This window comes from Clostridium sp. AM27-31LB (assembly GCF_003480745.1).
Lineage (GTDB): Bacteria > Bacillota > Clostridia > Lachnospirales > Lachnospiraceae > Butyribacter > Butyribacter intestini.
Genome location: NZ_QUJS01000002.1, coordinates 75,699 through 92,297, shown reverse-complemented (window position 1 = coordinate 92,297; position 16,599 = coordinate 75,699). Strand labels below are relative to the sequence as shown.

Annotated in this window: 13 protein-coding genes; 2 read left to right on the top strand and 11 right to left on the bottom strand. The window is 36.2% G+C overall.

All coding sequences use genetic code 11. The features are described 5' to 3' along the window. Window positions 1-37 precede the first annotated feature (37 nt). Entirely contained in the window at window positions 38-832 is a 795-nt protein-coding gene (gene udp, locus DW721_RS03995; RefSeq protein ID WP_118744905.1) for a uridine phosphorylase, read from the bottom strand. A gap of 411 nt (window positions 833-1,243) precedes the next feature. Here udp and DW721_RS03990 point away from each other — a divergent pair, with 411 nt between their 5' ends. Further along, window positions 1,244-2,977, top strand: a complete 1,734-nt coding sequence (locus DW721_RS03990; RefSeq protein ID WP_182436200.1) for a cache domain-containing protein — start codon at window positions 1,244-1,246, stop codon at window positions 2,975-2,977. Between the two features lie 155 nt (window positions 2,978-3,132). On the opposite strand, the gene DW721_RS03985 is transcribed toward DW721_RS03990, so the two are convergent. Together DW721_RS03985 and DW721_RS03980 are read right to left on the bottom strand one after the other, a co-directional pair. After that, entirely contained in the window at window positions 3,133-4,125 is a 993-nt protein-coding gene (locus DW721_RS03985; protein WP_118744903.1) for an aldo/keto reductase, read from the bottom strand. A gap of 277 nt (window positions 4,126-4,402) precedes the next feature. Continuing rightward, window positions 4,403-5,995: an AAA family ATPase gene (locus DW721_RS03980; RefSeq protein ID WP_118744902.1), complete on the bottom strand. Its 1,593-nt coding sequence runs from the start codon at window positions 5,993-5,995 to the stop codon at window positions 4,403-4,405. Window positions 5,996-6,269: 274 nt separating this feature from the next. On the opposite strand from DW721_RS03980, the gene DW721_RS03975 reads away from it, so the two are divergent. Beyond that, window positions 6,270-7,073 carry a polysaccharide deacetylase family protein gene (locus tag DW721_RS03975; RefSeq protein WP_055942223.1) on the top strand — a complete coding sequence of 268 codons (804 nt, stop codon included), beginning with the start codon at window positions 6,270-6,272 and terminating at the stop codon, window positions 7,071-7,073. A 112-nt stretch (window positions 7,074-7,185) separates the two neighbouring features. Here DW721_RS03975 and DW721_RS03970 read toward each other — a convergent pair whose 3' ends face one another. The 8 genes from DW721_RS03970 to DW721_RS03935 form a co-directional block, all read right to left on the bottom strand. After that, window positions 7,186-8,589 (bottom strand): APC family permease, encoded by a 1,404-nt coding sequence (locus DW721_RS03970; protein ID WP_118744901.1) that lies wholly within the window; start codon window positions 8,587-8,589, stop codon window positions 7,186-7,188. Between the two features lie 16 nt (window positions 8,590-8,605). Beyond that, on the bottom strand, window positions 8,606-8,950 hold the full coding sequence (locus DW721_RS03965; protein WP_022013360.1) for a P-II family nitrogen regulator: 345 nt from the start codon (window positions 8,948-8,950) through the stop codon (window positions 8,606-8,608). A gap of 30 nt (window positions 8,951-8,980) precedes the next feature. After that, window positions 8,981-9,793: an AraC family transcriptional regulator gene (locus DW721_RS03960; protein ID WP_182436199.1), complete on the bottom strand. Its 813-nt coding sequence runs from the start codon at window positions 9,791-9,793 to the stop codon at window positions 8,981-8,983. 32 nt (window positions 9,794-9,825) lie between these two features. Continuing rightward, window positions 9,826-10,959 carry a tyramine oxidase subunit B gene (locus DW721_RS03955; protein ID WP_118744899.1) on the bottom strand — a complete coding sequence of 378 codons (1,134 nt, stop codon included), beginning with the start codon at window positions 10,957-10,959 and terminating at the stop codon, window positions 9,826-9,828. Between the two features lie 344 nt (window positions 10,960-11,303). Continuing rightward, entirely contained in the window at window positions 11,304-13,853 is a 2,550-nt protein-coding gene (gene pglZ / locus DW721_RS03950) for a BREX-1 system phosphatase PglZ type A (protein ID WP_118744898.1), read from the bottom strand. A gap of 41 nt (window positions 13,854-13,894) precedes the next feature. After that, window positions 13,895-14,638 carry a retron system putative HNH endonuclease gene (locus DW721_RS03945; protein WP_118744897.1) on the bottom strand — a complete coding sequence of 248 codons (744 nt, stop codon included), beginning with the start codon at window positions 14,636-14,638 and terminating at the stop codon, window positions 13,895-13,897. Window position 14,639: 1 nt separating this feature from the next. After that, on the bottom strand, window positions 14,640-15,911 hold the full coding sequence (locus DW721_RS03940) for an AAA family ATPase (protein WP_182436198.1): 1,272 nt from the start codon (window positions 15,909-15,911) through the stop codon (window positions 14,640-14,642). A gap of 134 nt (window positions 15,912-16,045) precedes the next feature. Beyond that, entirely contained in the window at window positions 16,046-16,561 is a 516-nt protein-coding gene (locus DW721_RS03935) for a hypothetical protein (protein ID WP_118744895.1), read from the bottom strand. Window positions 16,562-16,599 lie beyond the last annotated feature (38 nt).

Genomic DNA, 16,599 nt, shown 5'->3' with positions numbered 1-16,599 from the left:
TACTTTCTTTTTTATTTTATACCTGTTTTAAAGGTAATTATCTGTTTATTGTTTTTTTAATATTATCCTTTTTAATAAGTTCTCTTACTGCTCCAACTGCTGTTTCTATTGCTGTCTTTGTGTCGTGCACCTGCACATTTGAAAGTCCTTTTTTAGCTCTCTCCTGATTGGCAAGCACTAAAAAACACGCACCGACTCTCACTCTGAGATAACTTCCTGCAATGAGAAGTGCCGCTGTTTCCATCTCCGATGCAAGACACCCCATCTTTATCCATGCATCCCATTTATTCTGAAGCTCATATCCTACAGGCATAAGCTCCGGCTCATGCTGACCGAAAAAAGAATCCTTGCTCTGAACTACTCCGACATGATATTTTAATTTTAATTTTTCTGCCGAAGTCATCATGGCGTTTATCACATTTATGTCTGCCACCGCCGGATATTCTATAGGTGCATATTCTTTTGAAGTGCCCTCCATTCTTATGGCTCCGTTTGCGATAACTATATCACCACCGAGTACATCATCCTGCATACCTCCGCAGGTACCGACTCTCAAAAAAGTGTCTGCTCCACAGGCTACAAGTTCCTGAAGTGCTATCGCTGCAGATGGTCCGCCTATCCCGGTCGAAGTGACACTAACCTTAATGCCATCGAGTTTTCCGGTATATGTAACATACTCTCGGTTGTCTGCAATAAATTTTGGCTCATCAAGAAAAGCAGCTATCTTTTCACATCTTTTGGGATCTCCCGGCATTATAACATATCTTCCAACATCGCCCCTTCCAACGCCCGTATGGTACTGTTTTCCTGAGCCCTCGCTATAGTCTACCATGTCCATTCCTCCTCCCTGCCTTTTTGTACCCTTGGAATTTTCTGAATGAATAATTTCAAGGGTACATAATATTATCACTAACTATATTTTACTAATATATGACGATACGGTCAATTATTTTTTTATTTTTATTTTTTTCTGCTAAATATAACCAATTTTCACCACTTAACTTATAAATACTTGCCATATTCCAATAAAAACTGTAAGCTATAATAGGTTATAAATAAAACATCATTAAATATGTATATTTTTTCAAATCCGTTTTTATGAATTTATAAACAAAATGAAACAGTGTGAAATATAATCCTGACTGCTTATTTTTTCACACACAGTATTTGTGTCTATGCACACTTGTCACAAATACCGATGGCACAAGGTATGTACCAAAAGTGTGCAGAAATGAGGTTTAGAATGAAGAAGATAAGTATTAAAACAGCAGTTATCACATTTCTGCTGTCAAGCGTTATTATAACGGCTCTTATTTTAGGAGCATTGTCTATCACAAGCATTAAGAAATCTACCGATCAGGCAACGGACAAATACACCACGGCTATGAATGACGGCTATAAAACAGAGATACGCTCAGAGGTTGAAACAGCTATTGCCGTATTACAGGCAGAGTATAATAAGTACAAAGCAGGCACTATCACAGAAGCACAGGCTAAAGAAAATGCCAAAGAAACCGTAAGAAATATGCGTTATCGTGAAGATGGCAGCGGTTACTTCTGGATAGATGACACCAATTATATATTGATAATGCACCCTATCCTCACTAAACAGGAGGGGGATAACCGTAAAAATATCACGGACAAAAACGGAGTTCACATAATACAGGAAATACTTTCAACGGTAAATGATAAAAATGCGGACGGCTATAACGAATTTTATTTTACAAAATCAGACGGTAAGACCGTTGCTCCAAAGCTTGCATACTCACAGATTTTTAAACCATGGGGCTGGGTGATATCAACCGGAAATTATGTTGATGATATGCAAAGCGAGATGAAACAGACAACTGATAATCTCAATCAGCTTTATACCAATATGCATCGCAGCTTTATGATAGTTGCCATCGTTATACTTATAATCATCGGTGTTCTTGGTGCTGTTTTTGGAACATACCTTTGCAATCCCATCCACCGTCTTGCCGATATTGCAAAAGATATCTCACTTGGCAGGATAAATACTAACCTTCAAAGAATATCAGGTAAAAACGAGATAAGCACATTGCAAAACAGTTTTTGTGACCTCCTTGAAACATTTAAAAATCAGGCTGATACCATAAGCAGGCTGTCAGACGGTGATCTGTCAGTAACAATCATCCCAAAATCTGAGGATGATGTCGTTGGAAATGCTTTAAACACTCTTGTAGCTAAAAATCATACTGCTTTCTCAAATATGAGCCTTGCCGCTGACCAGATAGCTCAGGGTAGTTTTCAGATAGCAGATGCAAGCAAAAATCTCGCAGATGGTGCATCACAGCAGGCAAGTGCCATTGAACAGATATCAACCTCCGTTTCCGAGATTGCAGACAAATCAAGAAATAATGCAACAGAGGTATCTGATGTTCAGGGACTTATAACTGATGCCGCCAATGCCATTATATCGGGCAATGAAAAAATGCTTGAAATGATGGATGCAATGAAAGAAATCAAGTCAGGTTCGGAGGAAATACAAAAGATAATCAAAGTTATAGATGATATCGCCTTTAATACAAATATTCTTGCTCTTAACGCTTCCGTCGAGGCTTCCCGTGCAGGCGAACATGGCAAAGGATTTGTAGTGGTCGCTGAGGAAGTGCGAAACCTTGCAGGTCGTTCTGCCGAGGCTTCAAAGCAGACTGCCGAAATGATAGAGGATTCAATAAGCAGAGTACAAAAGGGCGTGGCTCTCGCCAGAGATACAGAAGAATCATTGCAGATAATTTCCGAATTGGTTAAAAGGATTACTGAATCAGGTGATACCATTGCTAAAGTATCAGACGAACAGGCTCAATCTGCTTCACAGATCAATGATGCACTTATGCAGATATCACAGATCACACAGACCAACTCAGCGACAAGTGAGGAATGTGCTGCTGCCAGCGAAGAACTCTCTGCACAGACAAGAACGCTTCATTCACAGATTGCAAGTTTTAAATTGTAAAAAGCATACCACTACTATACGAGCATTTTCGTATATTGTTAAAAAAGGCAACGGCAAGCTGTTTGACTTGCTGTTGTCTGTCAACAAGCAAGTCCCCCACTTATTGCTCTACGCAATGGAAGTGGGGGACTTCTTTGATAGTGTTAAATTTTGGTTTAGATGCCGCAAATATCATCTATCAGTTTTAACTCCTTATCAGAAAAATCTGCCGCCTGCATAACCTTTAAGTTTTCAAGTATCTGCTGCGGTTTTGACGCACCTATTAGAACACTTGTAACATCACTGTCCTTTACAACCCACTTAAGTGCCATCTGTGCAAGTGTTTCACCTCTTTTTGATGCTAAATCGTTTAACTTTCTGATAACGCTTATCCTGTCCTCTCCCAGTTGTTCTTTATGCAGAAATCTTCCATCTGTCATAACACGGCTGTCTGTCGGAATACCATTTAGGTATCTGTCCGTCAGCATACCCTGTGCAAGCGGGCTAAATGAAATAATTCCCTTCCCGCTTTCCCTTGCCGCCTTTTTAAGTCCGTTATTTTCTATTGTGCGGTTAAAAATATTATATGAATTCTGATTTATGATAAACGGACATCTAAGGTCATTTAATATCTCACAAGCCTTTTTCATCGTCTCTCCGTCATAGTTTGAAAGACCTGCATATAAAGCCTTTCCACTTTTTACTATTTGGTCGAGTGCACCCATTGTCTCCTCAAGAGGAGTATCCGGATCCATTCTGTGATGATAAAAAATATCCACATAGTCAAGCTCCATACGCTTTAAACTCTGGTCAAGACTTGCTATCAGATATTTACGGCTTCCCCAGTCACCATATGGACCCTCCCACATATCAAAACCTGCTTTCGTGCTGATTATCAGCTCATCACGGTATGGTGCAAAATGCTCTTTTAATATCATACCAAAATGCTTTTCAGCACTTCCTGGTTCCGGTCCATAATTATTTGCAAGGTCAAAATGTGTTATGCCATTATCAAATGCCGTAAAACACATCTGTTTCATATTGTCATAAGATGATATATCACCAAAATTATGCCATAGACCAAGTGATACTATCGGCAACTTTAAACCACTTTTGCCACATCTGTTATACTGCATACTATCATATCTTTTTTTGTCTGCACTGTACATGATTTTTCCTTTCGTATATCAAATTATTTCAGGTAATTGCGGACTTCTCTTTAAACCCGTTTTAGGATACCTGCTGCATTATATACTAACCTAAATATTGATATATATCAATATTCAGATTAGCAATATTTCCAGTTCTGCATTTCAGACTGCATATCAAACATATGCTTATAAATTCCATTATTTTCTTTTAATTTTTCAGAAAATTTTTCAAGCTAAAATTTTACCCTTTTATCCACTCATGAAAGCTGTAAATAAAATGTTCATATTTTTTATCTCACTCATTCATTTTATATTTTTCAATAATGCATTCATGTTGCTTTGTTTTTTTGTCATAACTTATCCCAACTAAAAGTATATCTCCTGTATATTCTTTTACAACATCAGGATAGTTTTTATCTTTTATCTGTTTTATTGCCGTTTCCACTTTTTTGTCCCATTTTAACTCAACAACCATTGCAGGATAATTCAGACTGTGTTCCGGTTTTGGTATAAAGACAAAGTCTGCAAAGCCTTTTCCCGTCGGCAATTCCCTTACAGGTTTAAAGTAATACTGCATCGCCCCAAGATACGCTATGCTCAGTACACTACTTAAAAAATTTTCATCATTATACTTAATTGCTGATGCATAATGTGTATGAATCACTTCGATTTCGGCTGCCACTCTAGCACCATCCATCTCAAGAGTTGCTTCAAGTAATTCAAACGATTTTTGCTGAAATTCTATAAATTCATTCCATTTTTTCTTTTTTACCGCTCTGAATAATTCTTCCCTTATCTCCTCATTTGGCACAAATGCCATCTCTCTTTTCTGATCATATGCAAGATAGCCAAGATGTATAAGATATGTCAAAATATCATCTTTATCTTCAAAATTGACTGTATCATTTTGAAATGAAGTTACATCTGTTTCTACTGAACCGCCAGCCAACATCTCTATTATCGCACTCTTTAACCCGTCAAAATCCATATTTATTAACGGAACTATTATCCTGTATGAACCTGTTTCCGACCAATAACTCCTAAACTCCCCCTCCATCATAAGACTTACTACCGCATTAGGATTATAAATATGATATTTGCCAAGCTGATAGCCATCATACCACTTTTTTACTTTGTAAAAATCCCGTTCATACCTGTCACATAATTTTTTTACTTCCTCCTCTGTAAAACCGATATATTCTGCCAATGGTCCAGGATTTAACATTGTATATTGTTTAAAATTATTAAGTGCCGACTGTGTTTTCAACTTCTTTATCGGTAAAATCCCCGTAAGATAAGCAAGCCCTATATATTTTGTCGGTTCAACCCCCTTAAACATTGCTCTTAAAAAATTGATATATTCTTCCTGAACTTTTTTATTATTTGCCTCATCACGAATTATAATATCCCATTCATCTATTATAATAATAAATTTCGTTCCATTCATCGAATTTATTACAGATAACGCTTCGGGAAGTGATTTTATTTTTTCAGACAATTCATTGGGATAATACTCTCTCAATTCACATATCGTTTTTTCTGTTATATATGACACTACATTTTCTGAACCACCTGCCGGTTCGATGCACCATTGAATGTCAATATGTATAACATCATATTTATTTATATTTTTTTCAAATCCTATACTTTCACTTATTTTTAATGTTGAAAACATTTCTCTCGAATCACAGCCTTTACTGTAATATGCTGCAAGCATATTTGCCGTGACAGACTTTCCAAACCTTCTTGGACGGCTGTTACATATATACCCCTGCAATGTATTTATGACTTTATTTGTATATTCTAACATCCCCGTTTTATCCACATAGATTTCTGAATTTAATGCCACCTGAAAAGCACTATTGTCAGGATTAACAAACATTCCCATACCTTTACACCTCTTTCTCCAATATATTATTTATTATTTTAACATACTTTATTATCATTTACCATAACAATGCCTATCTGTTAATGTTGTACCATAGTCATAAAACATCAAAACTTCTTTAAAGTAACGGTTCAGCCTTTAAAAGACACAATAATGTAATAAATTTGTAACTCATTTTTGCCTGACATGATATATAATAATATTACTAAGTACTGCTATTCAACCTATTATGCAGACAGCAGCCTTAATTTCAACTAATAAGGAGGGATTTCAAATGAAAAAGATTAAAAAAATTATATGCCTTATCTTAACTTGCTCACTTTTATGTTCAGGTACACAAAATACAACGGCAGCAAAAAAACATTACCTGGCAAAATCTGTTGACTGGGGATTAGGTCTTAATAAAAATCATGCAACACCCGGTGGAACTTTACCCTATAACGGATTTTCATTAAAAAAGTACAACACCATATTCACTGGCAACACTAAAAAGAAATACATATACCTCACTTTTGACTGCGGATATGAAAACGGACATACAAAAAAAATACTCAATATTTTAAAAGAGAAAAACATCAAGGCAATTTTCTTTGTCACAAAACCATATATCGAGGGCAACGCAAAACTTGTTAAACGCATGAAAAAAGAGGGACATTTAGTTGGTAATCACACCTCAACGCATCCAAGGCTTGGTGAATGTAATACTGATAAAATCCGTTCTGAATTAAAAAGTGTTGAGAAATGTATGAAAAAGAAAACAGGCTACAAGCTCGACAAATTTGTCCGCCCGCCGGAGGGTAATTACAGTGAGCTTGCATTAAAAACAATGCAGGACATGGGATATACCACTGTCCTCTGGAGCCTTGCCTGGTATGACTACAATCCTGCTGACCAGCCTACCACAGATTATGTTGTAGGAAGATTTAAAAGCTATTACCACAAAGGAATGATTCCTCTGCTGCATGCTATATCAAAAGCAGATACAAATGCACTTCCAAAGATTATTAAATATATGAAATCAAAGAAGTATGAATTTAAAACACTCGATACAATAAAAATTAAAAATAAAGTTTCCTGATAAATTAAAGACTGAACTATTGTGAAACTATAATAAAATCAGATAAATTGCAAGGATATAACAAATAAATTTATTATATCCTTGCAATTTATCATTATTTATCAATCTGTTGTTACTTCCATATTCCTTTCTGCTTTCTGACTACATAGTAAAGATCGTTTTCCATAGCCATTACTTTTTCAAGTGGAACATGTTTAAAAATAGGCATTTTCATCTTAACTTTTATCCAAATGGCTGAGTAGATACCAAGAACTAAAAACGAAACTCCGGTCAACAGCCATATCATCATTCTTTCATGTGGGTCTGTAGATATGTTAAGAATCATATACGCCGTTCCCAAAATTCCTATTACCGGCAATGTCCATCCGCCCGGAACTTTAAAGTTTCTCGGTGCTTTTGGCAGTCTCTTTCTAAATACAAGTACATCAATATGTGCAAGAATATATGAAACCATCCATATTACTGAGCCGGCAAGTATAAGGAAATCTATCATGTCGGCTGAATTATTGCTGACAAATGCAAATAAAAATATTGCCGCACTTACAAATACCTGACCAAACCATGGAACCTTATATTTATTTGTCTTTGCAAATATCTTTGGCATCATGTTCATTTTTGCCATGCCCTGACATATAACGGCAAGTGAATTTACTGTAGAATTCTGCGTGCTTATTACTGCAAGTGCTCCAACCAACATCATCCATATCTTACCGAATTTTCCAAGGATGGCATATCCGTAAAGAAGATGTGGTGCTGCTGAATCAGCAAGTTTTCCCCATTCAACATAATTGTGAAATCCAAGTACCATAACCGACTGCATTATGAAGATAAGGAAAAGTCCTATCATCATTCCAAGAGGTACATTTCTCTTTGCATTTTTTACTTCTTTAGAAATCGGAATAGCATACTCTGCTCCGATAAAAAGCCAAAATGCAACTGCCGTCATAGATGCTATACCTTTAAAATCAGCTTCAAGTACAAACGGCTGGTCTAATTTTGCTCCCATGCCTGCACCTATCATTCCGATAAATCCCATTACGACAAGCGAACCTACAAGCAAAAATGCAACAATATCCTGAATTTTTGCAAACATATCAACTCCACGCAGGTTTGCAAGAAGAATTATAAATGTCATTATAAAAGTGTAAACTATGCTGGGTATATTTCCACCTATCGTATCCGCAAGTGAAAATGAAAAAATCGAAGCCTCAACACCGCATGACATTGTATTGCATATTATGTAACCGCCAACCATTGATACAAGTGTAGGCAGAGGTCCAAGTGCTGCAAGTGTGTACTGTGCAAGACCTCCCGTCGTATTTGGCATGAGTGCATTTAATTCTGATAAAGATGCAACAGTAGTCATATTTAAAAGCATTGCTATTGCCATTGCAAGTATGAATGTAACTCCCAATGTTCCAGAGCCTTCTCCCAATGAAACAAGACAGCTTGTCGCAACTACAAGACCGACTGATATTGATACTACATTTGCAAGTCCTAATTTCTTTTTATTCATAAGCAAGTCCTTTCTATTATAGAGCCTCCACACCCTCGTCTCCGGTACGCACTCTTATTACATTATCGATTCCATAGACAAAGATTTTTCCATCACCGATATGACCTGTATAGAGTTCTTTTTTGACAAGGTCGAGTATCTTATCTATCTTATCATCCTCAACTACAATATTTATCTGCTGTTTTGGCAAAAGTTCCATGACTTCATTTAATTCAACTTCGTACTCTTTTGTTCCAAGCTCAATGCCGCAGCCAAGCACCTGCATGACAGTCACACCACGCACACCTACTTTGCTCAATTCGCTAATAAGATTTGTAAGTTTCGACATTCCCGTTATTACTTCTATTTTAGATATTCCCATAGTCTTACTCTCCTTTACAACTTATAAATTTTAATTTTTCACTCTTTTGTTAGTATTTATCATTTTTCTGTATTGCTCTAAAGTAACACCTGAATATTTTTTAAATTCTTTCATCATATGCGGTTCATCGTAATATCCACAATCAAGTGCCACCTGTTCATACCTGACACCCTCTTTATCTGCCTGCATCAGGAGATTTTGAAACCTGATATACTGAGCAAACTGCTTTGGTGAAATCCCGTGAAAGCTCTTAAATATTCTTCTCAGATAACAGGCTGAATAGTTAGTCTCATCCTCAAGCTGCCGCATTGTTATCATGCCTTTTGTCCTGCCTATTCTGTTTACAAGATATTCATTTATCTTTTCCTTATCCGAAAGAGAATTTCTTCCTAAAACCATATCTTCATATGCCTTTTTGAATATTTCTATTCTCTCACTCATGGTCTTTGCCAATGCAATTTTCTCCGTAAGATTTTTCCCAAAAATATCTCCATCTATTTCAATGTCATCATTAACTATCATTTCCATTGTAATATCTTTTGGAAGTATTCCCTGTCCCGGCTGAAACCTCACACCAAAACAATCGTCCTGAGTACCCAGTTCCCACTTCTTTACACCGAACACCGTCCCGCTGATATATGTAGAAACTTTGTTTTCGCCTATATTGAAAAGCAAATCTATACTCGCATCAGGAACGGCTTTAATACAATGTTTTTTCTCATCATGAATCGTAAATTCATAAAAGTGTGAAATTCCGTAATCAGTTCTGTTAATCTGGCTGTAACCATCCATCTCCAAAGTCATGTACGGCTGAAAAGGATTTATAATATCTGTCTGCTTCATAGTAATCTCCATTCCTGCAGACATTCTCACAATCAATGAAGTTCAGGTTCATCCCACAAATGAAGATTCACTCCTATTCCAAGCTTTAAGGCATTTTTATAAACAGTCTCGCCCCATGCTATGTCCTCAACCGGCATACCGCCTACTGAATAGATTATCCTCTGCTTATCATTATCCCTTCCCGAAACCTTCTTTGTGATAACATCTGCTATATCTATAATTTCTTCTCTTGTTATCTTTTTGTCATGCAGCAGATCCATAAATTTTGCTCCTACCACCTGTACCGGGTCATAACTAGGATATGGATATTCATCCGCCCATGCCTCATAAAGTTTATAATTGTCAACCACCAGCTTTGTGTTTTCGTCAAGATAAAATTCTTCATCAAATCTTGCTGCTGACGGCATACAGATAAGTGCACCCTCTTTTATCCATTTCTCATCTATGTATGGGAAAAGACTTTCCTTATCACCTACGGATGTTGCTGTGTTTATTATATCACTGTCCCTGATAGCTTCTTCCATAGTCTCGCATACTTTTATCGTTGTTACCTGTGGAAATTCTTTCTTTACATATTCAACAAATGAGTCTATCGAATTTTTTCCACGACCTTTAATCTTTACCGTATCAATCTTAGGACATACACTCATAAATGCTGCAAGTGCTGTTTTTCCCATAACACCCGGTCCGACTATTGCAACTGTTGTTGAATCTTTTCTCGCAAGGTATTTTGCTCCGACTCCCGGAATGGCACCTGTTCTGTATGCACTTAACAGATTAGCGGACATAAGTGCAAGTGGAGCACCTGTATCCTTATCATTAAGCATCATCATAAGAATGGAACGCGGCAGTCCTTTCTTTTTATTCTCGATATTTGAACCATACCATTTCATTCCTGCCATCTGAAAGCTGCCGCCAAGATATGCAGGCATTGCCATAAATCTTCTGTCCTCACCATTCTTTGGCATCCCTTCAAACTCCGGATTATCAGGGAAAGTCACCATACATCCGTGTGAGTTATGATTTTCACCTCCCATGACATAATCCCCTTTGTTCAAAGTAACCATCATGTCCTCCATAACTTCCACGCATTTTCCCATATCTTTTACACCGGCTTTTATCATGTCCGGTTCACTTAAATAAATAAAATCAATTTTTGCACTCATGTTTTATCCCTCCGCTTCCATTACTGTTCATAACTGTAGTATAAACACTATCCAACTTTCACAATACATGGCAAAGGAATAAATTTAGTTTATATTATATATGCATTACCGCTGTTTTCAGTAATTATGCCATAATAAAACAAAAAAGTGCCAACGGAATTTAACCGTTGACACCTTTGTCATGTATTGATAATACCATAATTGTAAAATTTTTACAAGTGTTTTTAGTCTTACTTTTTGTTTACAAGTAACAGTTCAGCCTTGCATTTCTTACATTTACAATAAACATATTATTCTTTTTTATATTGTTTGTATTGTAAAAAGTGATACAAGGGTTATGTTTTTTATACTCTGCCAAAATCATCCATAAATGCAATATCAATCATAAACTCATACTGCTGTAAAATATTCTTCTCATCACTAGCATCTGCCAATACAAGATAATACTTATCACCGTATTTATATTCTCTTGATTTCAAAGTAAACTTCTCATGGAAAGTTCTCTTCTCCGGTGCATCTTCTCTGCTATTAGCAATCATCGGCACATCAAATGAAATCTTTTCTCCATCCTCCGTAGTAAAGTAAGCCACTATACTTCTAGCTTTCATAGTATCTGTAACTTTCTCTGTCTGAATAAAATCAAAATATGTGATAAGATTCGTCACCTTACGGGTAACAGATGTAAGGACAACATCCACATAATTGTATGCCACACCTCTGGTATTTGTTGTCAGTTCAATTATCGGAACTATCATCTCCTGCAGAGATGTACCTCCATGTACATAATTCTGTCCACCTCCAGAAACTTTGAATATATCTGCTCCTACCGGAATATCTACATATAGTTCACTGAGGTATGGCATTGTTCTTGCCATGATTCCATGTTCATTTACTGCATCTTCTGTAATAATAAATCTCTTGTTGGTATATAAGCATTTATCCTTCGGATATGCAACCTTATCAAACTCCTGTAATCTGTCTCTTTTATATATAAAGCCATGATCTGCTGTTATGAAAAACTTCGGTGCAGATACATATATTGTCAGCTTTCTAACCAACTTATGTATCTCTTCTATAGCCTCAGCACAAGCGTTAAATACCTCATTTTCACTTGCAGGCTTGTCTCCTCTTGCATCCACCTGATTGTGGTAGATGTACACGATATTCCTGCCCTGAATCAATTCCCTGATTCGAGTCTGATTTGCATTTGCAACTTCATCAAACGATAAAGCCACATTATTTTCATTATAAGATTTCAATATCTTATCCCTCTGCTCCATACTTGCACATACTTGTCCATCAACAGTTACATTCATGCAGCCATCTACCTGCATATCTTTATGTGGGAGCAGGCTTGCCATTCCAACCGATGTCACAGAAGGCAGACAGCTAAGCATACATTCCATCTTTGGTGTACACTTCTCATCCAATTCCAGTCTGCCAAAAAGTTCCTTTGCACACTCATACCTAAAAGCATCCGAGATAATTACAATAACTCTCTGCTTTCCATCGTAACCTCTAATATAATGCTTGTAGAAATCTTCCTGCTTAGGCAAATCAATAGTATTCATTAACTCATTTGTGAAATTCTCATTCCACTTTGATGTTATCTTCTGCAAGTATATATTCGCATAAATATTCTCTATCTTCTGTCTTATATCAGAGAATTTGGTGTTATCTTCAATCTGATCATATGCATAATAAAACCATCTGTAATACGAATCTATCAGGTAGTATTCTTTCCGGTAATTTGCAGCTAATGACTTAATATCACTTGATAACTCCATAAGTGATATAGACTTCATCATCAAATATGCATACTTGATAGTTGTATATTCATTCTTGTATCTGTCACTATAGTGATATGCCTTAGACATTCTCTGGTCTGCTGCCTCGGCAATACTCAGTCCATCAATCTGTGCATCTAAAATCTCATCATTTAGCTGTTCCAATGCCCAATCAATAATAATGTCATCTAACCCGGCAAACGCATCACAGGCAAATATGTCAGACACTTGGAGAGAACTGTCCTTTTTATTTTCCACATCTTTCTTTAGTCCACCCTGTATTTTTGCCACAAAATGTAATGACTTATCTATTCTTTCTACCAGTTTGTCATAGGCATCCTGATAATTCACATTGTCCATGATATTACGGATAAAAATCACAACATCATTACGCTTCTTAAGAATATAAGACCTCATTGTTTCCGGAACAGCAGACTTTAATGTAGACGATGCATAAGTTAATATCATACAAGCAGACAAATCATCTATGTTTGGCTTTTCAGACTTATAACCGAAGAATTTTTCACAAAGCTCCCAGAATTTATCAGTCAATCCATTATCAGCCAATGCCTTAAAGTATTTTCCACTGTCACCTAGCATCATCTGTTTAACGACCTCCTCAAAATTCGGAGTTTTCACATCTGTAAGCACGGCAATCAAACCAATATCAATCGTCTGTGCATTGTAATAGTCAATTCCAAGTTCCTTAAACTTCTCAATACGATGCTTATTTTTCCAGAAATTGCCATACTGCGACAAATGCTCCTTAAAACGATTATCAATACCAATCTCCTGAGACATCTGTGACACTCTGTCTGTATAATAATGTATTGAGTAATAATACATATCTGCAAGAGGATTTTTGGCATCACTTGGCTTTGCAAATGCTGCATAAACAAGATATTTACTCTCTGTATCTGCTTCATTCAATAAATACTTAGAATAAAACCAGTTTAAACCATCAAGAATATGCAGCTTTACATCACCAAGCTGCAGTTCCGATACCTCATCCTCGTATTCACCCTTATCATCAAACCAAAATATGATTCTTGTATCTGACTTGGCAAATTCTGTATTTAATTGTTCCTGTATGTTCTGTAAATCCATATTTCACCTTCTAATCCATTTGTGCAGATGGTTTGCACAAATTATTTTCCTCTGCGAATCAGCGAATTGTAATGTTTTCTAAAATAATATATCTGAACTCCTACAAACTCATCTCTTTCTTCTCTGTTGTACAATTCATCCATTATCTTTTTAAGCGTTACTGATGTACATTTTCCTTTTGTATTCAATGCCGCCATCATTTTCTTTGCTCTGTCATAGGCATCTTTTCTGCCCTTTAACAGTTCCGTAGAGGTATCTCTTACTGTCCCATCTTTTTTCTGAATACCGTTCAACAAGAGAACTTCATTTATATCTCTTTCCATATCTTCATCTTTCGGCTTCGTGTAGATTTTACCTTTTGAGTCATATGCAATCTTATCCATCTGAGACCTATTAAGAGGACTAATTGTGATTTCTATCTCTTTTTTATGCGCATCACAACAAAGAATATGTCCCTTATCCCCAGTAACTTTCTCCCCACCATCACATACTCCAAGCATATTGTTATAATCAATTGCCATGTCCTTGTTTCTACTCAATGGTACAAAATGCTCCACTCTTGAATGATTGTCCATACGAATACGTCTCATACAATATGCACAGATACCATGTTGTTCATGAAGTAAAATCTCTTTAACCTCATTTTTCGGAAAATCATTATCGAATGCATTGCGTATTGCTGTTGTGTCGTCTTCGCCGATGCTTTTCCATTTCTCGCTTTTGCTCAACTCTATAATTTTTCTGTTTATATCATTTGGCAAACCTTCCTTTTCTATATACAGCATATCAGCACTCCTCTATCAGCTTTGCATCCGAAATCATTCCTGCCATTTTCTTGTACTCTAAATTATCTGCACCAAGCACATCTTTTAATCTTTCCAATGCAGCATCTGCTTTGTCAAATGCTATATCGTCAATCGCATTCTCTATCTCATCAACCAGGTATTTTACCTTCTTTGGTCTTGATACACTCTCCTGACGGTAGCTCAGTACATCCTCTACTTCATATCCATAACAATCTGGTAAATAACTCACTGCTTTGACATTGTCTAAAAGAATCAGGTTTACCTCTTTTGACGCTGAAATTACAATCGGTGAATGTGTTGCAATGATAAACTGAACCCCTGAAAATGTTTTTCGCAATGCATCAATTACATTCCACTGCCACTTTGGATGAAGGTGTAAATCAATTTCATCTATAAGCACTACACCCGTAATTTGGTCTCTACTTTCTAATTCCGGATTAAGCATACAAACACGATATGCCAAATCCATAACCATCCACAATAAAGACTGGTAACCGGCACTCAGCTTTGAAATAGGCATTTCTTTCTTATCATCCTTGTAAACTAATTCATCAAACTGCGGAGAATAATAAATTGAAGGCATCTTATCTAGTTCGTTGATTTCCTTCATAAACGAAGCTACAATATTCTTAAACATTTCGTATTCCCGCACTATCCCTTTATTCGAGGTCACTATTTCCTGTTTGAGGCACCACTGCTGAATAGATTTCACATCCATTGAAGAATCCAGACATCCGATATACCCACATCGTCTATCATCCAGTTTCTTCTTTAATTCCGTTCCAAAATCTCCTCTTCTTACTCTCCATGCTCTGGCAGCACTTTGAAAACTAATCAATGGCAGAATTGTACTTGAATTATTAGCAAGTTTCTTCATCCAAACACATACATTTTTATCATCTATCTTTGTATGGGTAGCAGATACCTCTTCCTTGATTCTGTTCCATGTAAAATTCTGTTCTTCCATTACCTGAAGTGTGCAGCCAGCCACTACAGGTTCACAGTATTCAATCGTCGTTGAAGAATCACCCAGAGCTTTTATATTCATACGAACATCATCTTTTACGATATTCTTAGTTCTGACACCTGCGACATTGACAAACAAACCTCCAAGAGCAACAGCAATTCCTTCAAGTACAGAAGTTTTACCTGAACCATTATCACCAATAAGCAGATTCAACCCAGGTTTTAAATTAATATCTAATTTTTCAATTGCTTTATAATTCTCTATATGAATCTTTTCTAAATACAAATATATCACCATCCTTTATCTATATCTTTGCCAACAAATTAACTTTCAATGTTTTCTTACCTTCCTGAGCGACTTCCACACCCTGGAATTTCGCATAATTTACCTTTACGCCATCATCATTATTCAGATGAATCTCAATTGTATATTTTATAAATCCATTTATTTACTCCCATCTCTACCTTATATTCATCACGAGTCAAATGCATCATCTTCTCATAAAACTGTATGCTATATTCCCAGTTTTCTCTAGTAAAGTTTCGATTCATTTCAAATGTTTCTGCCACATAAGAGGATATATAATTATCTTGAACATTTACATTTCCTCGTCTACAAAGTTCTTCTACCTTTGACTCATTTTCATCAAATATTGCATTTAATGAAAATGATAGAATGTATTTTAACTGTTCAATTACAACATTATCCCCTGTTTTTACAAGAATACTTGTTTTAGGGATGTGTTCAATGCAATTATCATATGACATAACATAACAAGGATATCCTGGATTCCAATCCACTGTATTTATTTTAATATTTCCATATTCGATAGGGTGCATCGCATGAAAGGTGACATTAGAATATAAAATTCCATTACATTCATTATGTACTATTTCACCATTTCCAAAAAATTTACCGGATATAATTTGCAACATATTTTATGTCTCCTTCCTAATTATGCAGACAATCTACC